Annotated in this window: 14 protein-coding genes; 7 read left to right on the forward strand and 7 right to left on the reverse strand. The window is 63.8% G+C overall.

The features are described from left to right. The first annotated feature begins 59 nt into the window (after positions 1–59). The 4 genes from BLR13_RS24965 to BLR13_RS24980 all read left to right on the forward strand — a co-directional run bounded on the left by BLR13_RS24965 (position 60) and on the right by BLR13_RS24980 (position 4,517). Positions 60–665, forward strand: a complete 606-nt coding sequence (locus BLR13_RS24965; protein ID WP_074818387.1) for a K(+)-transporting ATPase subunit C — start codon at positions 60–62, stop codon at positions 663–665. 41 nt (positions 666–706) lie between these two features. Then, positions 707–3,424: a sensor histidine kinase gene (locus tag BLR13_RS24970; RefSeq protein ID WP_074818385.1), complete on the forward strand. Its 2,718-nt coding sequence runs from the start codon at positions 707–709 to the stop codon at positions 3,422–3,424. Beyond that, complete coding sequence (locus tag BLR13_RS24975; RefSeq protein ID WP_074818381.1) at positions 3,421–4,110, forward strand: response regulator transcription factor; 690 nt, start codon at positions 3,421–3,423, stop codon at positions 4,108–4,110. Before BLR13_RS24970 ends, BLR13_RS24975 begins: the two co-directional genes overlap by 4 nt. 155 nt (positions 4,111–4,265) lie before the next feature. Further along, a complete protein-coding gene (locus BLR13_RS24980) occupies positions 4,266–4,517 on the forward strand; it encodes a DUF6496 domain-containing protein (protein WP_074818377.1) in 252 nt (83 codons plus the stop codon). A 77-nt stretch (positions 4,518–4,594) separates the two neighbouring features. Here BLR13_RS24980 and BLR13_RS24985 read toward each other — a convergent pair whose 3' ends face one another. Next, positions 4,595–5,482, reverse strand: a complete 888-nt coding sequence (locus BLR13_RS24985) for a Ku protein (protein ID WP_074818374.1) — start codon at positions 5,480–5,482, stop codon at positions 4,595–4,597. A gap of 96 nt (positions 5,483–5,578) precedes the next feature. Here BLR13_RS24985 and ligD point away from each other — a divergent pair, with 96 nt between their 5' ends. Continuing rightward, positions 5,579–8,254, forward strand: coding sequence for a DNA ligase D (ligD, locus tag BLR13_RS24990; protein ID WP_091977602.1), 2,676 nt, complete (start codon positions 5,579–5,581; stop codon positions 8,252–8,254). A gap of 136 nt (positions 8,255–8,390) precedes the next feature. Here the strand turns inward: ligD and BLR13_RS24995 are convergent, their stop codons facing one another. Further along, positions 8,391–8,555 (reverse strand): DUF3309 family protein, encoded by a 165-nt coding sequence (locus tag BLR13_RS24995; protein ID WP_074818367.1) that lies wholly within the window; start codon positions 8,553–8,555, stop codon positions 8,391–8,393. A gap of 169 nt (positions 8,556–8,724) precedes the next feature. On the opposite strand from BLR13_RS24995, the gene BLR13_RS25000 reads away from it, so the two are divergent. Continuing rightward, on the forward strand, positions 8,725–9,036 hold the full coding sequence (locus BLR13_RS25000) for a polyhydroxyalkanoic acid system family protein (RefSeq protein WP_074831132.1): 312 nt from the start codon (positions 8,725–8,727) through the stop codon (positions 9,034–9,036). Positions 9,037–9,044: 8 nt separating this feature from the next. On the opposite strand, the gene treY is transcribed toward BLR13_RS25000, so the two are convergent. The 5 genes from treY to treS are packed head-to-tail and all read right to left on the reverse strand — an operon-like array spanning position 9,045 to position 21,109. Continuing rightward, positions 9,045–11,834 (reverse strand): malto-oligosyltrehalose synthase, encoded by a 2,790-nt coding sequence (gene treY / locus BLR13_RS25005; RefSeq protein WP_074818365.1) that lies wholly within the window; start codon positions 11,832–11,834, stop codon positions 9,045–9,047. Between the two features lie 4 nt (positions 11,835–11,838). Next, on the reverse strand, positions 11,839–13,596 hold the full coding sequence (gene treZ / locus BLR13_RS25010) for a malto-oligosyltrehalose trehalohydrolase (RefSeq protein ID WP_074818362.1): 1,758 nt from the start codon (positions 13,594–13,596) through the stop codon (positions 11,839–11,841). Continuing rightward, positions 13,593–15,668, reverse strand: a complete 2,076-nt coding sequence (gene glgX, locus BLR13_RS25015) for a glycogen debranching protein GlgX (RefSeq protein ID WP_074818359.1) — start codon at positions 15,666–15,668, stop codon at positions 13,593–13,595. Before glgX ends, treZ begins: the two co-directional genes overlap by 4 nt. A 3-nt stretch (positions 15,669–15,671) precedes the next feature. After that, complete coding sequence (glgB, locus tag BLR13_RS25020; protein WP_074818354.1) at positions 15,672–17,819, reverse strand: 1,4-alpha-glucan branching protein GlgB; 2,148 nt, start codon at positions 17,817–17,819, stop codon at positions 15,672–15,674. Further along, positions 17,816–21,109: a maltose alpha-D-glucosyltransferase gene (treS, locus tag BLR13_RS25025; RefSeq protein ID WP_074831130.1), complete on the reverse strand. Its 3,294-nt coding sequence runs from the start codon at positions 21,107–21,109 to the stop codon at positions 17,816–17,818. Before treS ends, glgB begins: the two co-directional genes overlap by 4 nt. A gap of 307 nt (positions 21,110–21,416) precedes the next feature. On the opposite strand from treS, the gene malQ reads away from it, so the two are divergent. Then, complete coding sequence (gene malQ, locus BLR13_RS25030; RefSeq protein ID WP_074818351.1) at positions 21,417–23,369, forward strand: 4-alpha-glucanotransferase; 1,953 nt, start codon at positions 21,417–21,419, stop codon at positions 23,367–23,369. Positions 23,370–23,374 lie beyond the last annotated feature (5 nt).

Below are 23,374 nucleotides of genomic sequence, written 5' to 3' on the forward strand. Positions count from 1 at the left end.
AAAGAATGGATTGCTTCGTCGCTTCGCTCCTCGCAATGACGAAATAATGGAGACTTGTTATGTTAAGAGAAATCCGCCCCGCCATTCTCATCCTGATCCTGCTGACGCTGATCACGGGCCTTGCCTATCCCCTCGCCATGACCGCCATCGCCGGCGTCATCTTTCCGAAGCAGGCGCAAGGCAGCCTGATCGAGAAGGACGGCAAGGTGATCGGCTCCAGCCTGATCGGGCAGGAATTCAAGGACGACAAATATTTCCACGGCCGTCCTTCCGCGACCTCGGCGCCGGACCCGGCCGATTCCACCAAGACCGTGCCGGCGCCCTATAACGCCGCCAATTCCGGCGGCTCCAATCTGGGGCCGACCAGCAAGGCGCTGAACGACAGGATCAAGGACGACGTCGAGAAATTGAAGGCGGAGAATCCGACGGCCAGTGTCCCGGTCGATCTGGTCACGACATCGGGTAGCGGGCTCGATCCCGATATTTCGCCCGAGGCGGCGCTATTCCAGGTGCCGCGGGTGGCGAAAGCCCGCAACATGCCGGAAGATCAGGTCCGCCAATTGGTCACGGCCAACAGCCAGGGCCGGCTTGGTGGCCTGCTCGGCGAACCCAGAGTTAACGTTTTGGCGCTGAATTTGGCGCTGGATCGGGTAGCTGCCAAATGAGGCCATCTAGGCCGGGCGGCGGGTGAGGACTATATAGGCGTATGGTCCAAGCCCGCCGCGATTCCGAACAACGTCCTTCTCCGGAAGCCTTGCTGGAAGCGGCCCGGCGCGAGGAAAGCCGCGCCGGCAAGCTCAAGATCTTCGTCGGCGCCGCCCCCGGCGTCGGCAAGACCTACGAGATGCTGCAGAGCGCGCATGCGCGGATGAAGGCGGGCGCCGATGTCGTGGTCGGCGTGGTCGAGACCCACGGCCGGGCCGAGACCGAAGCGCTGCTCGCGGGACTCGAGGTGCTGCCGCGCAAGCGGCTCACCTACAAGGAGCAGACGCTCGAGGAGATGGACCTCGATGCCCTGATCGCGCGGCGGCCGCAGATCGCGCTGGTCGACGAACTCGCTCACACCAACGCGCCGGGCAGCCGCCATCCCAAGCGCTATCTTGATGTCGAAGAGCTGCTCTCCCATGGCATCGACGTCTATACCGCGGTCAACATCCAGCACATCGAAAGCCTCAATGATGTGGTGGCCCAGATCACCCATGTTCGGGTCCGCGAGACCGTGCCGGACAAGGTGTTCGACCGCGCCGACGCCATCGAGCTGATCGACCTCACGCCCGACGACCTGATCCAGCGGTTGAAGGAAGGCAAGGTCTATGTCCCCAAACAGGCCGAGCGGGCGCTCGAGCATTATTTCTCGCCGGGCAATCTGACCGCGCTGCGCGAACTGGCGTTGCGGCGGACCGCCGAGCGGGTCGACGAGCAGTTGCTGACCCATATGCAGGCCAACGCCATCGCCGGGCCCTGGGCCGCGGGCGAACGCATTCTGGTTTGCCTGAGTGAGGATCCGCGCGCGGCCGGCCTCGTGCGCTACACCAAGCGGCTGGCGGACCGGCTGCATGCGCCTTGGACCGCGATCTCGATCGAGACTCGGCGCAGCCTGCAATTGACCGATGAACAGCGCGACCGGCTCGCCGATACCATGCGTCTGGCCGAAGCGCTCGGCGCTGAAGCGCTGACGATTCCCGGCGTCGGTCGCCGTATCGCCGACGACGTCATCCATTTCGCGCAAGCCAACAACGTGACGCAAATCATCATCGGCAAATCGACGCGCTCGTGGTGGTTTGAACTGACGCGCGGCTCGGTCGTGCACGATCTGGTGCGGCGCTCCGGCAACATCAGCGTCAACGTCATCGCCGGCGACGAACAGGGCGTGACCAAGGCGGCGGTGCAGACCGCGGCGCGGTCGGAGCCGTTCAACCCGCGGCCCTATCTGATGGCGCTTTTGTTTGTCGCGATCGGGCTTGTCGCGGCTTCGCTGATCCAGCCGCTGTTCGGCGGCATCGAGAACGTCGATCTGGTGTTTCTTACCGCAGTCGTCAGCGTCGCCGCGCGTTATGGCCTGTGGCCGTCGCTGCTGGCGAGCGTCGTGGCGTCGCTGTGCTACAATTTCTTCTTCCTGCCGCCGGTCTATACCTTCACCATCACCGATCCGACCAATATCGCGGCGTTCTTCTTCTTCATGCTGATTGCGCTATTGGTGTCGAACGTCGCGGCAAGGGTGCGTTCGCAGGCCGATACCGCCATCGGCCGGGTGCGCACCACCGAATCGCTCTACGCCTTCAGCCGCAAGCTGGCGGGCACCGCGACGCTTGACGACGTGCTATGGGCGACCGCCTACCAGAACGCGCTGATGCTGAAGGTGCGCGTGGTGCTGCTGTTGCCGGAGGAGGGCGTACTGACCGTCAAGGCCGGCTATCCGCCGGAAGATCAGCTCGACCAGGCCGATCTTGCCGCCGCCAACTGGGCCTGGGACAACGACCGCCCGGCCGGGCGCGGCTCGGACACGCTGCCCGGCGCCAAGCGGCTGTTTCTGCCGATGCGAACCGGGCGCGGCGCGATCGGTGTTATCGGTATCGACGACGACCGTACCGGACCGTTGCTGACGCCGGACCAGCGACGGCTGCTGGATGCGCTGGTCGATCAGGGCGCGCTCGCGATCGAGCGGGTGCTGCTGGTCGAGGACATGGACCGGGTCAAGCGCACGGTGGAATCCGACCGGCTGCGCGGCGCGCTCTTGACCTCGATCTCGCATGACCTCAAGACGCCGCTGGCCTCGGTGCTCGGCGCCGCCTCCACCATCCGCGATCTCGACGCCGGCCTGACCGACGAAGAGAAGCGCGATCTGCTCGCCACCGTGATCGACGAGTCCGAGCGGCTCAACCGGTTTATTGCCAACCTGCTCGACATGACCAAGCTCGAATCCGGCGCGATCGTGCCCAATACCGCGCGGCACGACCTCAGCGAGATCGTCGGCAGCGCGCTGCGCCGGGCCGGCAAGATTCTTGGGCATCACAGGGTCTTGCTTGAATTGGCGGCCGATCTGCCGATGCTGGAGCTCGACGCCGTGCTGTTCGAACAGGTGCTGTTCAATCTGCTGGACAATGCCGCCAAGTACGCGGCCCCGGATACCACGATATCGGTCCGGGCCATGCGCGATCAGGGACAGATCGCGCTTCAGATCCTGGACGAAGGCGCTGGCATTCCGCTGGGCGAGCTGGAAAGCGTGTTCGACAAATTCTATCGCGCGCAGAAGGGCGACCATGTCCGCCCCGGCACCGGGCTCGGCCTGGCGATTTCCCGCGGCTTCGTCGAAGCCATGCACGGCACCATAACGGCCGCCAATCGCGCCGACCGCAGCGGCGCGGTACTGACCATCCGGCTGCCGATACCGGTGGCGTCAAATTCCCTGGATACCGCCGCATGAATGCCACCCCGATCAAGGTTCTGGTCATCGACGACGAGCCGCCGATCCGCAAATTGTTGCGGATGGGGCTGAGCACGCAGGGCTATGACATCCTCGAAGCATCCAACGGCAAGCTGGCGCTGGAAAAACTCGCTGAGGAGCCGGCGCTGATCATCCTCGATCTGGGCTTGCCGGATATTCAGGGCCACGAACTGCTGCGCATGATCCGCGGCCGCAACGACAGCGTGCCGATCGTGGTGCTGTCGAGCCGGGGCGATGAAGCCGGCAAAGTGCAGGCGCTCGACCTTGGCGCCGACGACTACCTGACAAAACCGTTCGGGATGGATGAGCTGCTGGCGCGCATGCGCGCGGCGCTACGGCATCAATTGCAGGTGCAGGGCGAGCGGCCGGTGTTTCGCTCCGGCGATCTTTCGGTCGATCTGGTGCGCCGCATCGTCAAGGTCGGCGACCGCGAGGTCAAGCTCTCGCCGAAGGAATACGAACTGCTGCGTGTGCTGGTGCAGCACGCCGGCAAGGTTCTGACCCACCGGTTTCTGCTAAAGGAATTGTGGGACGAATTGACCGACGCGCAGTATCTGCGCGTCTATGTCCGCCAGCTTCGGCAGAAGATCGAGGCCGACCCGGAACGGCCGCAGATCGTACTGACCGAGACGGGGATCGGGTATCGAATGAGGGCGGGGGATTAGTTTTCTCGGCTGTCATGCCCCGCGAATGCGGGGCATCCAGTACGCCGCGGGCTTTCAGCTTGAGCACCGGCATCTGTGGCTGGGCGATGACAGGTTGGGGAATCGGGAACTTTCCCATATCGCGGCCATTATTTCCCCTCACCGGGAGATCCATCATGGCACGAAAATATTCGAAGAAAGCTTCTGCCGACGTCGAGCGCGCAATGAAGAAGCGCAAGGCAGGGACGTTGAAGAGCGGCCGCTCCAAGAAGAAGGTCACCAGCCGCAAGCAGGCCATTGCGATCGGGCTGGCCGAAGCGCGCGCCGAGGGCAAGAAGGTGCCGAAGAAGGCTGCGAAGAAAACCGTAAAGAAGCGCAAGACGGCCAAGAAGACGGCGAAGAAGTCGAAGCGCAAGGCGAAGAAGTAGGGACGCTTCCAGTTGTCGTCATGGCCGGGCAAAAGCGCGAAGCGCGTCTTCGCGCTTTTGCCCGGGCATGACGGGGTTCATCCCGCCTTGCGCGTCCGCGCCGCTGATCGATTCGCCTTCTTGGCTGCCCGGCGCGCAGGAGCCCGCCGCGGCGCCGCAGTATGCGCGCGCCGCTTGCCGGCGGACCCACCCTTCAGGCTCGCCTTCAGCGCATCCATCAGGTTGATCACGTTGTCCGGCTTCTCCGCGCGCCCGACCGCCTTCACCGGCTTGCCGGAGGCCTTGCGACGCACCAGCGCCTTCAAAGCGTTTTCGTATTCGTCCTTGAATTTGGAGGGATCGAAATGCGCGGCCTTGGTATCGAGGATGTGACTTGCCAGTTCGATCATGTCCTTTGAGATCTTCGGGCTCTTGATGTCGTCGAAATAGTCGCCCTCGTCGCGCAATTCATAGGGGTAGCGCAGCGTGGTGCCGACGAGGCCCTTGCCGAGCGGCTCGATGGCGATGACGTGTTCGCGGCTGGTCAGCACGATCCGCGCCAGCGCGACGCGGTCCTTATCCTTCATGGCGTCGCGGATCACGGCGAAGGCGTCGATCCCGGCCTTGCCGTCCGGCACGATGTAATAGGGGTGGTCGAGGTAGCGCTTGTCGATCTCGTCGCGCGGCACAAAACTGTCGATATCGATGGTGTGGTTGCTCTCGATCTGGACGGCTTCCAGCTCTTCCTTTTCGACCTCGACGTATTCGCCCTTTTTCAACTCATAGCCGCGGCCCTTCTGGTCGCTTTCGACGATGTCGCCGGTTTCGGCGTCGACCATCTGCTGCTTCAGCCGGTTGCCGGTCTCCTTGTTGATCATGTGGAAGCGGGTCTTCTCGACCGACGTTGAAGCCGGATACAGCGCTACCGGGCAGGACACGAGGGAAAGCTTGAGCGAGCCTTTCCAGTAGGCGCGGGGGGAGGCCATTTACGATCTCCGGCATGGTTGGGTTTGGGAACTTCAACGGCTATGCTTGGTTTTCGTTCCGGGCTGCCGCGCGGCCCTGATTTTTGAGGGTTGCCCGTGCCGCCGAAAAGCCTTTCCACCTACCGGAAGAAGCGTGATTTCGAGAAGACCGCGGAGCCTTCCGGCGACGCCAAAGTGGCCCCGTCGAAAGAGCGGCGCTTCGTGATCCAGAAGCACGACGCGACGCGGCTGCATTACGATCTCAGGTTGGAGTTCGATGGCGTCTTCAAATCCTGGGCCGTGACGCGGGGCCCCTCGGTCGATCCGCACGACAAGCGGCTGGCGGTCGAGGTCGAGGATCACCCGCTCGATTACGGCGATTTCGAAGGCACCATTCCCGACAGCGAATATGGCGGCGGCACCGTGCAGCTCTGGGACCGCGGCACCTGGGAATCCGACGACCCTGACCGTGGCTTCAAGAAAGGCGACCTGAAGTTCACCCTGCACGGCGACAAGCTGCACGGGAGCTGGGTGCTGGTGCGGATGAAAGGCGACCGCTATGGCGGCAAGCGCACCAACTGGCTCCTGATCAAGCACCGCGACGAATTCGCCAGGCCAGGCGAGGGCGAATCGATCCTTGGGGAGGACCGGTCGGTCGCATCGGGACGGTCGATGGCGCAGATTGCGGAGGGCAAGGGAAGGGCGCCAAAGCCGTTCATGCTGGCCAGAAACGGAAAGACCGGTGGCAAGGGTAAGGCCGATGCGGTCTGGCACTCCAACCGCGGTACGGCCGCCGAGGCGCGGGCCAAAGGCAAGGCATCGATCGCGCGGCCCGCGGCGGCGACCGCTGCGCCAGTTTCCGCGAAGGCTGCCAAAGCGAAGAAGATTGCGGCCATCCCCGAGTTTGTTGCGCCGCAGTTGTGTACGTCAGTCGAGAAGCCGCCGAATTCGGACGGCTGGGGCCATGAGATCAAGTTCGACGGCTACCGCGTGCAATTGCGGGTTGGGGATGGCGAGGTCGCGCTGAACACCCGCAAGGGGCTGAACTGGACCGACAAGTTCAGCGCTATCGCGAAAGAAGCCGAATCGTTTCCCGACGTGCTGATCGATGGCGAGATCGCCGCGCTCGACGACAAGGGTGTGCCGCATTTTTCGACGCTGCAGGCGGCGTTGTCGGAAGGCAAGACCAGCGCGCTTGTCTATTTTGCGTTCGATTTGCTGTTTCACGGCCGCGAGGACCTGCGCGAGTTACCGTTGCAGGAGCGCAAGGAGCGCCTGAAGCGCCTGCTGGAGAAGCACAACGGCAGCAAGCTGATTCGTTACGTCGATCATTTCGAAGTCCGCGGCGACGAGATGATGCGATCGGCCCGCTCGATGTCGCTGGAGGGCATTATTTCCAAGAAGCTCGGTGCGCCCTATCGCTCCGGCCGCTCCGAGAGCTGGACCAAGACCAAGATCCGCAATGGGCAGGAGGTCGTGCTTGGCGGCTGGAAGACCACCAACGAAAAATTCCGTTCACTGATGGCCGGCATGTATCGCGGCAAGCAGCTGGAATATGTCGGAATCGTCGGCACCGGCTACGGCGCGGACACGGTGCGTCGCATTATGCCGGCGTTGAAGAAAGCGGCTTCGGATAAAAGCCCGTTCGGCGGCAAGGATGCGCCGGCAAAGACCCGCGACGTGCATTGGCTGAAGCCCGAACTGGTCGCCGAGATCGAATTCGCCGGCTGGACCGACGACGGCAATATCCGGCAGGCCGCGTTCAAGGGGTTGCGTCAGGACAAACCGGCCGATGAGGTGGTAGCGGAGAAGCCGTCGATGAAAAAGACTGCCAAACCTTCAACTTCCAAACCTTCGATCGTCGTCGTCAAATCGTCTGCGAAAAGCCCCACCGAAGTGATGGGCGTCGCCATTTCAAAACCGGACAAGGCCTTGTGGCCGGACGGTGGTGACGGCGAGCCGGTGACCAAGCTCGATCTCGCCCGTTACTTCGAGGCGGTCGGCGAATGGATGATCGGCCACATCAAGGGGCGGCCGTGCTCGGTACTTCGCGCACCCGACGGCATCGGCGGCGAGACCTTCTTTCAGCGTCACGCTATGCCGGGTGGTTCGAAGCTGCTGGCGCTGGCCAAAGTCTCCGGCGACCGCAAACCCTATCTGCAGATCGACCGGGTCGAAGGGCTGGCAGCAGTGGCGCAGAGCGGTGGACTGGAACTGCATCCCTGGAATTGCGCGCCCGATGCCCCCGACGTGCCGGGCCGGCTGGTGTTTGATCTCGACCCCGCGCCGGATGTCGATTTTGCCGAGGTGGTCGAGGCGGCCAAAGACATGCGGCAGCGGTTGACCGCCGTGGGCCTCGAAAGCTTTTGCAAGACCACCGGCGGCAAGGGCCTGCACGTGGTGACGCCGTTGCTGCATGGCGCCCGGGATCGAGTGGACTGGAAGCAAGCCAAGGCCTTCGCGCAAGGCGTCTGCCAGTGGATGGCGAACGACGATCCCGCTCGCTATCTGCTCAACATGTCGAAGAAGCTACGCAACGGAAAGATTTTCCTCGATTACCTGCGCAACGACCGTCTGTCGACCGCGGTTGCGGTATTGTCGCCGCGCGCTCGCGCCGGTGCGACCGTGTCGATGCCGCTGATATGGACGCAGGTCCGCGGCGATCTCGATCCGAAGAAGTTTACCGTTCGCACGGTGCCGGCGCTGCTTTCGAAGACCAAGGCATGGCAGGGCTATGATGACGCGGCGACGTCGATCAAGGCGGCGATGAAGAAGCTGGCGTCAAAGGCTTAAAGGCTGCAAGGGGTGGACGGAAGGTAAGTCGTCATGCCCGGGCTTAACCCGGGCATCCACGTCTTAACACCGCCGCCGCGATAAAGACGTGGATGGCCGGGACAAGCCCGGCCATGACGAATAGCATTCGATGCGCTCACAGCTTCCCGAGCAACAGCAGGATCAGCAAGATCACGACCACGAGGCCGAGGCCGCCACCGCCGTAATAACCGGTGCCGTAGAACGGTCCGCCGCCAATGCCGCTGAAACCGCCGAGCAGGGCGATGACGAGAATGATAAGAATGATTGTTCCGATTGACATTGAATTCCTCCTCAGCCCGGCAGTGAGGCGTCAAGTTGTCGCTGCCTTCAGCCGGGAGAACCCATGGGAACTGTGAAAGTTCCGCCTTTTGCGCCGCGATATTGCGCGGGCCTCTTCCTTTCGAGAGCCGTGGAATTACATGAGGCTGGTGTCAGAAGAGGATTTCGCGATGTCCGCACCGCTTGTTGTTTCGATCCCGCACAGCCTGGGACGCGAGGAGGCGATGCGCCGCCTGAAGACGGGGCTGTCGCGCGCGGCCACCAGCGTGCCGATGCTCAGCGTCGACGAAGAACGCTGGGAAGACAGCCGCATGATCTTTCGCGTGCGCGCGATGGGGCAGGCGGCGGCCGGCCATGTCGATGTTGCCGACGATCATGTGCGGGTCGAAGTCGTGCTGCCGTGGCTGCTGCAGCGTTTCGCCGAAGTGGCGCAGGCCGCGATCCGTAACCGTGGCAATCTGCTGCTAACCAAAAAGAGCTGATACAGAGGCTATGCGAGCTGGCGTTTCCGCGCCGGCTTGATGGCGCCGTGATAGCCCGCTTTCACGACGGCGACCGGAAAATTCTTCAGCAGGTCTGACAGTCGCAACTCCGTGGCATCGGCGTCGGCAAAACCCTCGACGGCATAGCCCTTTACGTTCAACGTGGCGTCAATGCTCGTCGCAAGCGGCCACGCGCGGCCCTTATCGGTGAAGGCTGCGAGGTATCGGGGGACGACGATGATCGCCGCCTTGCGGCCTTGCCGCCGTGCATAAGCGATGAAGTGGTCGTGGTGCGTGCCGGTCACCTCCAGCGGGGCGTAGTCGCCGTCGGTGAAGAGGTCGGCGAGTTCTGTTCGTAGTTTCAGGAGACGCCGGGTCCAGGCCAGCTTCACATGGCCGCTGGGCCAATCCTTTGTCAGTTGCTGCCAATCCGGCTGCTCTACTTCGTCGAGCGCGCGGGCCCGCGCCGCAAAATCCACTGGCCGCCGGTTATCGGGGTCGACCAGCGAAAAATCCCAGAATTCCGTGCCCTGATAGAAATCCGGCACCCCCGGTAGGGTCGCCTTCAGCGTGAGCTGGCTCAGCGAGTTCAAGGCGCCGAGCAGCGCCACCCGCCGCGCCAGCGTTTGCAGCGAATCCAGAAATTCCGATGATTGCGAGCGATCCAGAATCCGATCGATGAAAGTCTTCAAACTCGCCTCATAGGCCGGGTTGGGATTAAGCCAGCTCGTCTCCTGCTTGCCTTCCCGTGCTGCCTTCAACGCATAGGCCTGGATGCGTTCGACAAACACGCCGTCGTCCGGCTGCCACGCGCCCAGCAGGGTCTGGTACAGCATGTATTCGAACGTCGCGGACGGGGCGCGCATGTCGCCCTCGGTCACCAAATGCGGCGCGTTGAGCAGTTTCCAGCGGGCGACGGCGCTGGTCCATTCGCCCGGAATTTCCGCAAGCGCCAGGATCCGCATCCGCGCGTCCTCGCCGCGCTTAGTGTCGTGGGTTGCGGAAGCGGTCATGCCATGCGGCCATTCCCGCGCGCGCGTCAACATCATGGCGTGAAACGCTGGCAGCGGCAGCGCCTTCGCGGACGGGTCGCCACCGACCTCGTTGAGAGCGAGCAGACGGTGATAGCGGTAGAACGCGGTGTCTTCGAGCGACTTGGCCATCAGCGGCCCGGTGAATTGCTGCACCTTCAAGGCAAGGCGCCGGACCCGTGACGCGCTGTGGGCCGCGCGGCCGGGCTTGATCAGGTCCATGGTCAGGGTGTCGCGCAGAAAATCGAAGAGGCCTTCGTCAGCGGCGAACCAGTCGGCGCGGGCCTTCTCGAGGGTCTCCGAAATCAGCGCGCGGTCATGCGCGGTCGGGCCGGAGGAAGCGAGATAGGTACGATAGACCGGAAAGTGCAGCACATAGAGTTCGAGCGCCTGCCGCAGGCTGTCGGCGGAATAATCGCGCGTCGAATAATGCCCGCTCGCAATCCGCGCCAGCAGGCGCGACAGCACCGTGAATTCGCTGGCCAGCAGGGTTTCCAGCACGCGGCGTTTGGCCTCCCGCAGCACCGGTTCGAGTTTTGGCGACTGATTGCTGAGCTGTCGCCAGACCTCATCCAGCGCTCCGAGACCTTTGCCGTCGATCAACACCTGCGTCATCACGTTCATCCACTCGTAGCCGGTGGTGCCGTGGACGCCGCTGAATTTGGGCAACCTCTCGTCTTCACCGAGGATCTTTTCGATCACCGTGTAGAACGGTCGCGGATGAGCGCCTTGGGCGTCGCGGACGAGCCGGCGCAGGCGCTGAAAATACTGGGCGGGGTCGCGCAGGCCGTCGATGTGGTCGAGCCGCAAACCCTGCAGTCTGTCCTCTGATATCAGTCTTTTGACCAGGGTATGGATGGCGTCGAAGGTGCCGGCATCCTCGACGCGCAATCCCGCCAGCGTATTGACGTCGAAGAATCGGCGGTAGTTGATGTCGCTGGAGGCAAGCCGCCAGTGGCCGAGCCTGTAATGCTGGCGCTCGAGCAGGTGATGCAGCGAGAGCGTCGGCGCCGCGCGGTCCGGTCCGGCGCGATAGGCCGAGAGCCCGCGGTCGATGATGCTGGCGCCGCCTTCGATCGCCCTGAGTTCGGCCTTGAAGGCCGGGGCCTCGTGGCGGTTCGGGTGGCGCAGTCCCCGGAAGCGCGAGGCAAGCGCAAGCAGGCGTTTGCCGGCGGCGCTGTCTTCGGCTGCGGCTTCCTGGACGATCATCCGCAGAACTTCGCTGTAGCGCTCGGGCGCGATCGGCAGCCGGTGCTCGAAATACCAAGCCGAGAAGCTGCCTTCGCCGGGATCGTAACGCAGCTCGATGTCGCCGCTTTCCAGTGCCTGCCCATAGGAAGTACCGAGGATCGGCAGCAGCACACCGCCGCGGGCGCGATAGGGCAGCTGGTCCCAGTCGATGTCGAAGGAAACGGCGTGCGGAGAAGCCGGGCCCCATTCCAGCACGTCCAGCCACCACGGATTGGCGGCAAAGTGCACGCCGACATGGTTGGGCACGAAATCGAGGATCAGCCCGATATCGTTCTGTTTGAGCGCGGCGCTTAGCCGCTCAAAGCCGGCCTCGCCGCCGAGTTCCGGGTTGAGTTTGGTGTGATCGACGATGTCGTAGCCATGGGTCGAGCCCTCGGCCGCCTTCATGAAGGGCGAGGCATAGAGGTGCGTGACGCTGAGCGCCGCCAGATAGGGCACCACGGCGGCGGCGGCATCGAAGTCGAAATCCGCCGTAAGCTGCAGGCGGTAGGTCGCAATCGGGATCGCCGGAGGCATGGTCCTATCCGAGGCGCCAGACCACCGACCATGGGGGGACGCACTCGTTCAACTCGCTGCCCCAGATCAGGGTTCCCTTTGAGTTAGCCGGAGCACGGGAGACATTGCGGTCCGACAGGTTGGCCAGCAGCGCCAGCCTCACCCCGTCGCCCATCCGCCAGTCCGCCGTCAGCAGGCCGTCCCCGGTCGCACTGGCCTCGCCAAAGGCGGCGCCCGCCAGCCGGGGGATGATCTCCTTGCGGCGGATCGCGAGCAGGTCGCGCACCAGCCGCAGCCGCTTCCGCGGCGCCGCCTGCCGGCGCTCGTCCCAATCGAGTACGGCGGACTGAAAGGTCGACAGATCGAGCGCGTCCGGCACCTCGTCACCGTATTCGGCGTAGGCCCATTCGTATTCGCTGCGGCGGCCCTGGCGGACGGCGTCCGCCAATCCGCCCTGGAAATCGCAGAAGAACGGGAACGGTGTCTTCGAGCCCCATTCCTCGCCCATGAACAGCATCGGGATCGCCGGTGCCAGCAGCATCACCGCCAGCGCCGCTTCGATCGCCTCGGTGCGGGCGACCGATTCCAGGCGATCGCCGAGCGGGCGATTGCCGATCTGGTCATGGTTTTGCAGGAAGTTGATGAACGCCATCGGAGACAGTGCGCCGCTCGGCTCGCCGCGCGCGCCACCGCGAAACGCCGACATTTCGCCCTGGTAGATGAAGCCTGACGACAGCGAGCGGGCGATGTCGTCGCGCGGCGCCCGCTGATAGTCGCCGTAGTATCCCTGTTTCTCAGCCGTCATCAGCACGCGCCAGGCGTGGTGATAGTCGTCGTTCCATTGCGCGCGGTATTTTCCCTGCGGCGGATCCTGCGCGGCGTCGAGGATACTGGCGCGGTTGTCGCCGTTTTCCAGCACCAGATGGATATGGCGGCCGGTCTCCGCGGCGAGTTCGCCCGCGGCGGCGCTGAGGTCGTGCAGCAGCGACAGTCCGCCCGGCTCGACGATGCTGTTGACGGCATCGAGCCGCAGCCCGTCGAAACGATAATCGCGCAGCCAATGCAGCGCGTTCTCGATCGCAAACGCGCGCACCTGGGGTACGCGGTAGTCGATCGCGCTACCCCACGGCGTCTGCGCCTCGGTGAAAAAGGTTGGCGCATAGCGGCCGAGATAATTCCCCTCGGGCCCGAAGTGATTATAGACCACGTCGAGCATCACCATCAGCCCGCGCAGATGCGCCTCGTCGATCAGCGTCTTGAGGTCTTCCGGGCGGCCATAGGCGTTGTCGGGCGCGTACCACAGCACGCCGTCATAGCCCCAGTTGCGGCGGCCTGCGAAATCCGCCAGCGGCAACAGCTCCAGCGCGGTGATGCCGGTGTCGACGAGATGATCGAGATGGTCGATCATGGCCCGGTAACTGCCTTCTCGTGTGAAGGCGCCGACATGGGCCTCGACGATGACAGCGTCCTGCCACGGCCGCCCGCGCCAGTCCCTGGCGCGCCAGGCAAAGCTGGCGTGATCGATCACTTCGCTCGGACCAAAGACGTCGTCGGGCTGAAAATCGGATCCGGGGTCGGGAACATCGATCTCGTCGTCGATGCGGAATTTGTAGCGTGTGCCAGCTTTCACGCCTGCGAGTTCGGCAGTAAACCAGCCACCGTCGCCGCGCGTCATCGCATGCGGCTGCTCCAGCATCACATCGACCCGCTTTGCCGCCGGCGCCCAAAGTCGAAAGCGCGCGCCGTCTCCGGTCAGTTGCGGGCCGAATTGCCGCGACTTCATGCCGCGCCCGCAAAGGCGAGCACCGAGCGCGGCGGCGCCTTGGTCTCGACTCCGGCGGCGAAGTCGGCCGTCTTCTGTTCGATTTCGGTGGTGTTCAGCACTTGCTGCCAGTTCTTGTATTCGGGCATCGTCGGAAGCTTGAATGCGATCTCTTCGGGCGCTGCGTTCAGCACGATAAAGATCGGCGCCTGTCCCTGTTCCATCGGACCGAGCACATAAGCGAGGAAGCGGCCGTCCGGAAACGTCCAGTCGGATTGCTTCATCTCCACGGCGGCCGGCGTCAGCCACAGCACGCCGTAGGAGCCATCGGTGCGCCGTCCGTCGAGCCAGCGCTGGCTGCGGATCTGGCCGAAGCGGCGGCGCAGTTCGGTCATTTGGCCAACGAAATCGATAAGGTCGTCGCCTTCCTTGCCGAGATTGTTCCAGCCGATCCAGCCGGTCTCGTTGTCCTGGCAATAGGCGTTGTTGTTGCCGTTCTGCGTATTGCCGACCTCGTCGCCGGCCAGCATCAGCGGCGTCCCCTGTGCGAGGAAGAGGCAGGCGAGCTGGTTCTTGCGGAGCTGGCGGCGCAGCGCCGTGATCGCGGCGTCGTCGGTCGGGCCCTCATGGCCGCAATTGTTGCTGTGGTTGTCGCTGGAGCCGTCGCGGTTGTCTTCGCCGTTGGCCTCGTTGTGCTTCTCGTTGTAGCTGAACAGGTCCGCCAGCGTGAAACCGTCATGGACGGTGACGTGATTGATGCCGGCGCGGGGAGAGCGGTTGTCGTGGTGAAACAGGTCGGATGACGCGGTCATGCGGCGCGACACTTCGCCGATCAGGCTGCCTTCGCCGCTCCAGTAGCGCCGCATGGCGCTGCGATAGCGGTCGTTCCATTCCGACCATTGCGATGGAAACGCGCCGACCTGGTAGCCACCCATGCCGAGATCCCAGGGTTCGGCGACCATCTTCACCGTCGCCAGCACCGGATCCTGCCGTACGGCGGTCAGGAACGCAGCGCCGCGGTCGTAGCCGTTCGGCCCGCGCGCCAGCGTGGTGGCGAGGTCGAAACGAAAGCCGTCGACATGGCAGACCTCGACCCAGTAGCGCAGCGAATCCATCACCATCTGCAGCACGCGCGGATGGTTCAGGTTGACCGAACTGCCGCAGCCGGTGAAGTCGTCATAGAAGCGCGGATTGTCCGGCTTCAGCCAGTAGTAGGACGCGTTGTCGATGCCGCGAAACGACAGCGTCGGGCCCATGTGGTTGCCTTCGGCGGTGTGGTTATAGACGACGTCGAGCATCACCTCGATGCCGGCATCGTGCAGCCGCGCCACGGTGGTGCGGAAGGCGTCGAGCGCATTGTCCTGCGCGTAGCGCGCTTCCGGCGCGAAGAACGCCAGGGTGTTGTAACCCCAGTAGTTCACGAGCTTCTTTTCGACCAGCACGCGGTCGTCGATCAGTCCGTGAACCGGCAGCAGTTCGACGGTGGTGACGCCGAGCCGCTTCAGATGGTCGATCATCGCCGGCGACGACAGTCCGCCATAGGTGCCGCGCAGGTTCGGCGGCACGTCGTCGCGTTTCTGGGTGAGGCCCTTGACGTGGGCCTCGTAGATGATGGTGTCTTCCCAGGGAATGTTGGGGCGCATCTCGCGGCGGCCCCAGTTGAAGGTTTCGTCGACCACCACGGCCTTCGGCATGCCGCGGGCGTTATCGCGGCGGTCGAAAGAGAGATCCTCGCGCGCGCTGCCGGCGCGGTAGCCGAAATGCGCATCGCTCCACACCAGCCGGCCGGCCAGCCGTTTGGCATAGGGATCGAGCAGCAGCTTGTTGGGGTTGAAGCGGTGGCCGTGCTCGGGCGCGTAGGGGCCGTAGACGCGATAACCGTAAAGCTGGCCCGGCGAAACGTCGTTGAGATAGCCGTGCCAGACGTCCTCGCTGCGCTCCGGCAATTCGATGCGCTCAAGCTCACGGCGGCCCTGGCTGTCGAACAAACACAGCTCGACCTTTTCGGCGTTGGCCGAAAACAACGCAAAGTTGGTGCCCCTGCCGTCCCAGCTTGCGCCAAGGCGCGCGGAGCTTCCCGCGGTCAAACGCATACGTCAGTCTTCCGGTACGAGAAAAATCGCAGCCAGTGGCGGGACTGTCAAATTGAGTTCAGGTATGGCGCCCTCCCGCGTGTGGACCCCGCCGATATTGCCGACATTGCTGCCGCCATAATGCGCGGAGTCCGAATTGAAGACTTCCTTCCATCTGCCGGCGAACGGCACGCGGACGCGGTAGTCGTAATAGACGTTCGGTGAAAAATTGACGACGACGAGACAGCGGGCGTGTGCGTCCAGACCCTTGCGGATCCAGGCAAAGACGTTGCCGCCGGAATCATGGGTGATGACCCATTCGAATCCCGCCTGACTGCAATCCATCTCGTGCAGCGCCGGCACCGACCGGTAGAGATGGTTGAGATCGCGAACCAGGTTCTGGATGCCGGCATGTTTCGGCTGTTCGAGCAGATGCCAGTCCAGCGAGTGGTCGTGATCCCATTCGCGCTCCTGGCCGAACTCGCAGCCCATGAACATCAGCTTCTTGCCGGGGTGGCCGAACATGAAGCTGTAATAGGCGCGCAGGTTGGCAAAGCGCTGCCAGTCGTCGCCGGGCATGCGGCCGAGGATCGAGCGTTTGCCGTGCACGACCTCATCGTGGGAAAGCGGCAGGATGAAGTTTTCCGAAAACGCGTAGTGCAGGCCGAACAGGATATCGCCGTGATGGAATTTGCGGTGGATCGGATCCTTGCCGATATATTTCAGCGTGTCGTGCATCCAGCCCATGTTCCACTTGTAGCCGAAGCCGAGCCCGCCATGTTCGACCGGCCGCGACACCTGCGGCCATGCGGTGGACTCTTCGGCCGCCGTGGTGGCTTCCGGAAAATGTCCGAACAGTTCGGTGTTGAAGCGGCGCAGGAAGCCGATCGCCTCGAGATTTTCCCGGCCGCCATGCCGGTTGGGAATCCATTCGCCCGCCGGCCTCGAATAATCGAGGTAGAGCATCGAGGCGACGGCATCGACGCGCAGGCCGTCGATGGCATAACGGTCGAGCCAGAACAGCGCGTTCGAGACCAGGAAATTGACCACTTCGGTGCGGCCGTAATTGTAGATCAGCGTGCCCCAGTCGAGATGCCGGCCCTGCAGCGGGTTGGCGTGTTCGTACAACGCCGTGCCGTCGAAATGGCCGAGGCCGTGCGGATCGTCGGGGAAGTGCCCGGGCACCCAGTCGAGCCACACCGCGATTCCCTCGCGGTGAAAGGCATCGATCAGTGCGGCGAAATCCTCGGGGCTGCCGAAGCGGCTGGTCGGCGCGAACATGCCGGTCGGCTGATAACCCCAGGAGCCGTCGAACGGGTGCTCGCTGACGGGCATGAACTCGACATGGGTAAAGCCGAGATCCTTAACGTAGGCCGGCAAGCGCTCGGCCAGTTCGCGATAGGTCAGCCACTCGTTGCTGCCCTGGCGCCGCCACGAGCCGAGATGGACCTCGTAGATCGAGACCGGCGCGCCAAGCGCATTGATGTCCGAAGGCGCCGGGCGCGGGCGCGGCAGTTTCATTTCGTCGAACACGATCGAAGCGGTCTTCGGGCGAACTTCCGCGGCAAATGCGAAGGGGTCGGACTTCAGCGGCAGGTGCTGCCCGTTGGGTTCGATGATGTCGAACTTGTAGTGGTCGCCGGCCTTGGCGTGCGGGATGAACAGCTCCCAGTAGCCGATGCCGCGCACCCGCATCGGGTGCCGCCGCCTGTTCCAGTAGTTGAAATCGCCGACCACGCTGACGCCTTTGGCGTTCGGCGCCAGCACCACGAAGGCGATGCCGTCGACGCCTTCAAGCGTCATCGGATGGGCGCCGAGCTTGTCGTAGATACGCATATGGGTGCCTTCGCCGAGCAGATGCAGGTCGAAGTCGCTCAGCACCGGCGGAAAGCGGTAGGGGTCGTCGAGCTCCACGACGTTTTCCCCGAAGCGGGCGCGCAACTGGTAGCGCGTCGAACCGTTCGGCAACGAACCTGCGAACAGCCCGGATTCATGGATCCGCTTCAGCGGCGCGGTTTCGCCGTGCTCGCCGATCGCCTCGACATTGGAGGCCTCCGGCAGGAACGCGCGCACGACCTTCTGATCCCCTTCGTTGTGGAGGCCGAGGTAGTGGAAGGGATCGGAATGTCTGCCTTCCAGGATCGCATAGGCCTCGGCGGGTAACTTGGTCATGAGGCCTCGGGGGACGGTTGCGACAACATTCGGATCATACCGGTCAGCGGCACGCGTAGCCAGTCGGGCCGGTATGACAGCTCATATTCGATCTCGTAGAAAGCCTTCTCAAGCAGGAAGAAGGTTAACAGGCCCTCGGCCGCGGCAGGGTCGGACGGCCAGAGCCGCTGATGCGCGATGGTTTCGCGGTAGGCCGACAGGAATTCGCCCGTAGCCCGGTCGCGCCACACATCAAGCGCGGCGCCGAGCCTGCCTTGGTCGTCCTGGGCCATCTTGCGCGCGCGCTCAAGCGCCGATGTCGCCGCATAATCGATCGAACGGATCAGGCTGGCGACGTCGCGCGCGGCGGGCGCCTTGCGACGGCGCTCGTTGATCGGGCGCCGCGGCTCGCCTTCGAAATCGGTGATGAAGATGTCGTCCTTGACGATCAGCATCTGGCCGAGATGGAAGTCGCCGTGCTGACGGATGTTGAGCCCGTCGATCCCGCGCGGCAGCAAGACCTTCAACCGTTCCGGCAGGGTCGGCTGCAACGCCAGCAGCTGGTCGACCAGCGGACGGTCGGTCTCCTTCAGCCGGTCGCGGCGTTTGCTTAATGCATCGAAGATGCGCTCGGCACGGATCAGAATATCGCCGGTCCAGCGCTTGATATCTTCGATCCGGATCGGCTCCGGCGTGAATTCAGGAAGTTCGGAGTTGCTGGCGAGCGCAACATGCAGCTCGGCCACGCGCCGTCCGGCCTGCGCAAGATAACCGAGATAGGGGCTCTGATCGCCGCCTTCGCCGGATTGTTCGCTCAACATGCGGTGCTCGTCGACGAAGCGATCGAGATGGGATGCGGTCACGTTCCAGGCGTCGCCCTGGTTGGAAACGAAGGCATGGACGGCGCCGACGGCGCTTTTGCTGTTGCCGTCGACCAGTTCGACGCTGCCGAGCAGCGCCGGCGTATTGGCGAAGCCGGCGACGTCGGTCAGAAAACGCCCGATCTCGATTTCCGGATTGGGGCCGGCCTCGAGCTTGCGGTAGATCCTGACGACATATTGGTCATCGACCAATGACGTCGAGTCGGGCCGCTCGGCCTCGATCGCGCGGATATGTTCAGGCTGCCGGATCGGTTTGCTGGTGAACCGGCTGGTCGGGCGGAATTCGAGCCGCAGTCCCTGTTCGCCTTCCTCGATGGTCAGCGATTGCTGCAGATTCCGCAGCAAAAGCCCGATGAAGATCGGGTTGGTGGCGACATCGAGCAGGGTACCTTCGCGCGCGCCCTGGCGCACCGCCGCCAGCGCGTGGGCATTGTAGCGCTCGCGGTCGAAGCGGACCCACTCGATCTGCAGCGGCATCGTATAGCGCGTGATGGCGCCGCGCTGCGTGGTCTCGAAGAAGGCGAGCCAGGGCCGGTTATCGCCGATGTCGCAGAACGGAACGGCCGAGATCAGCGTCGGCTGGATTGCCTTGGCCGATCGCTCCGGATACCAGCGGGTTCGCGCCAGATGCCCCGGCAGGACGTCGCGCTCGAACACGCTGCGCTCGCGCGCCAGCGACACCCAGGTGGCACCGAGCGGTACCACCAGCGTCTCGAACTCTCCGACCTCGCGCGGCGTCACCGGCTCCGACTTGTCGCGCTCCTGCAGTTCGAACCAGTAGAAGCCGTAGGGCGCCAGCGTAATCATGTAGGGCAGTTCGCCGATCGGCGGAAAGCGCGTGCGGCCGAGCATTTCGAGCGGAATGCGGCCCTCGAAGGCGGAGAGGTCGAGTTCGGTCGCCTGCGCCGACCGTGACAGGTTGGCGACGCAGAGAATGACCTCGTCCCGGTACTGGCGCACGTAGCACAGCACCGCGCGGTTTTCCGGGCGGATGAAGGTCATGGTGCCGCGCCCGAACGCCAGCGTCGACTTGCGGACCGCGATCAGCCGTTTGGTGGCGCTCAGCAACGACGAGAGGCTGCGCGACTGCGCCTCGACATTGACGGACTCATAGCCGTAGACCGGGTCCATGATGGTCGGCGCGTACAGCCGCGCCGGGTCGGCGCGGGAAAATCCGCCGTTGCGGTCGGGCGACCATTGCATCGGCGTCCGCACGCCGTTGCGGTCGCCGAGATAGATATTGTCGCCCATGCCGATTTCGTCGCCGTAATAGATGATCGGCGTGCCCGGGAACGACAGCAGCAGCGAGTTCATCAATTCGATCTTGCGCCGGTCATTGTCCATCAGCGGCGCCAGCCGCCGGCGGATGCCGACATTGATGCGGGCGCGGGGGTCGTTGGCGTAGGTCGACCACAGGTAATCGCGCTCGACGTCGGTGACCATTTCCAGCGTCAGCTCGTCGTGATTGCGCAGGAACAGCGCCCATTGACAGTTGTTCGGAATGTCGGGCGTCTGGCGCAGGATGTCGGTGATCGGGAAGCGGTCTTCCTGCGCGAGCGCCATGTAGATCCGCGGCATCAGCGGGAAGTGATAGGCCATGTGGCATTCGTCGCCGCGGCCGAAATATTCCTGCACGTCCTCGGGCCATTGATTGGCCTCCGCCAGCAGCACCTTGTCCTTGGAATAGGCGTCGAGCTCGGCGCGCAGCTTCTTGATGATGGTATGGGTCTCGGGCAGGTTCTCGTTGTTGGTGCCGTCGCGCTCGCAGAGATAGGGGATCGCGTCGAGACGAAAACCGTCGACGCCGGTGTCGAGCCAGCGCTTCATCACCTGCACCAGCGCGGAGACCACGCGCGGGTTGTCGAAATTCAGGTCCGGCTGGTGCGAGAAGAAGCGATGCCAGTAGAACTGGCCGGCCTCGGGATCCCAGGTCCAGTTCGACTTCTCGGTATCGGTGAAGATGATCCGCGTACCCTGGTATTTCTGGTCGGTGTCGCTCCAGACGTACCAGTTGCGCGCGCTGGAATTCTTGTCGCTGCGGCGGGCGCGCTTGAACCAGTCGTGCTGGTCCGAGGTGTGGTTGATGACGAGCTCGGTGATGACGCGCAGGCCGCGCTTCTTGGCTTCCTGGATGAAGCGCTTGAAATCCTTCATCGTCCCGAAATCGGGATTGATGTCGCCGTAGTCGGCGATGTCATAGCCGTCGTCGCGGCCGGGCGAGGGATAGAACGGCAGCAGCCACAGCGTGGTGACGCCGAGCTCCTGCAGGTAGCCCAGCTTCTCGGTTAGTCCGGCAAAGTCGCCGATGCCGTCATTGTTGCTGTCGGCAAAGGCCTTGACGTGGAGCTGATAGATGATGGCATCCTTGTACCAAAGCTCATCGGTCGCAGGGCCGGTGGCTGGCACTTCCCTTGCTTTCACTTCACCCATGTTCGTGGCAAAGCGGCCGCTGTCATGCAGCGGATAGGGGCCGTCAATACGAAGGGGAACGCCGGTGTTCGAATTTTCGGCGGTTTGGACTTTTTTATTCACGGTGATGCCATGGCCATGGAGATGACGTCCCCGCTTCCGCCGTCGAAAGGGAGACGTTCCGGACCTAAGTAGAAAGCCGCTGGACGCGCTTTGGTTCCCTTGGAACCGCTGTTGGGCCAGCGCGTTAGACACCACCTATCTCCTTCCCTTATTTGGACAATTTCGCGACATCACCTTGATGTTTGCGTTGCAAACCGCGTGCCGAATGGACCTTTTTGAAATAGCTAAAGCCCGGGGAATTCAGACCGAATTCCTGGACGGCCAGGGTCACCGCCGTGTGACGGACGAGGCGGCCCTGAAAATAGTCCTGGAATCGCTGCCGCCGCAGGCCCCGGGGGGCCTGATCGGCCAGCCGGTCGTGGTCCGGGCCGGCCAGCCGGCGCGCGCCACGCTTTTGCCGGGCGCCAAACTGCCGACCAACTGGAAAATCACGGCCGGCCAGAAGGTTATCGCCAAGAACGTGGCCCCGGGCCGGGTCATCGTGCTGCCCGAGGGGCTGTCGCTTGGCGTTTACCGACTGGAGGTCACCGACGCGGCTTCCACGACGGAAGACGTCCCGTTGATCGTGGCGCCGGCGCGCGCCTTTGGTGGCGACTTCGACCGCTGCTGGTTGCTCGCGGTCCAGCTCTACGGCGTCCGCTCCCGGCGCAATTGGGGGATCGGCGACTTCACCGACCTTCAGGGCCTGATCGAGCTCGCCCACCGTCTCGGTGCCGACGGCGTCGGCCTCAATCCGCTGCATGCCTTGTTCGACGATCGTCCGGGCGATTGCAGCCCGTATTCGCCGAACAGCCGGCTGTTTCTCAACGCGCTCTATATCGACGTCGAAAAGCTGCCGGAATTCCGGCTCGACCCCGAGACCAAGACAGCGTTGACGCGGGTGCGGGCGTTCGACGTGGTCGACTATGTCGCCGTGGCCGGATTGAAATGGCAGGCCTTGCGCGCAGGCTTCGCGGCGTTCAAGGCCCATGCGACGCCGGCCCAGCAACAGGACTTCGACCAGTTTCGCGACGAGCGCGGCCCGCTGTTGTCGCGCTTCGCCTGCTTCGAGGCGCTGCGGCACGAGTTCGAAGGTCCGTGGTGGGAATGGCCACCGGAATGGCGGCAACCCGACGATGCCGCCTGCGCCGACTTGCGCACAGGCGCGCGCGGGGCCGAAATCGAGTTCGTCGAATTCGTGCAATGGACCGCCGACCGGCAGCTCGGTGCGGCGAGCGATCTGGCCAAGACGCTCGGCATGAGGGTCGGGCTCTATCTCGACGTCGCCGTCGGTGTGCAGTCCGACGGCTTCGATGCCTGGAACGAGCAGGTCGCGATCTCCCGCCATCTCGGCGTCGGCGCGCCGCCGGATCCGCTCAACACCGCCGGCCAGAGCTGGGGCCTAGCCGGCTTCAATGCTTCCGGACTGGAGCGGCAATCCTTCGCGCCCTTTGCCGAGATGCTGCGCGCCTCGATGCGGCACGCCGGCGCGATCCGGCTCGACCATGTGCTGGGTCTGAAGCGGCTCTATCTGGTGCCGCACGGTTTTGGCGCCGCCGACGGCGTCTACGTGCAGATGCCGTTCGAGGCGCTGTTGGCCGTCACCGCGCAGGAAAGCGTCGCCAATCGCTGCGTCGTGATCGGCGAGGATCTCGGCACCGTGCCGGAAGGCTTTCGCGCGCAGATGGCCGACTGGGGCATCTGGTCATATCTGGTGATGATGTTCGAGCGCGAGGATAATGGATCGTTCCGCGGCATCGATCACTACTGGACCAATGCGCTGATCACCTTCAACACCCACGATCTCTCGACCTATGCCGGCTGGCGCGGCTTTCACGATCTCAAGGTCAAGCGCGCGCTCGGGATCGATCCCGGCGAGAGCGACGAAGCGCGTTGGCACGCGCTGGCGATGCTCGACGACGTGCTGCGGCACCATGAGATTGATGGCCACGATCTCTATTCGGTGGCGCGGTTTCTGGCACGGACGAAATCGAGGTTGCTGGCGATCTCGCTGGAGGATCTGCTTGGGATCATCGACCAGCCGAATATTCCGGGCACCATTCACGAACATCCAAACTGGCGGCAGCGAATTTCGGTATCGCTGGAGCAGATTGGGTCCGCCATCGACGTCGATGCGCTTAGGGCAGCGACCAGTGAGCGGTCTCGCGCCGCGAATTGATACAG

The sequence above is a fragment of the Bradyrhizobium ottawaense genome (assembly GCF_900099825.1).
GTDB classification, from domain to species: Bacteria; Pseudomonadota; Alphaproteobacteria; order Rhizobiales; family Xanthobacteraceae; genus Bradyrhizobium; species Bradyrhizobium ottawaense_A.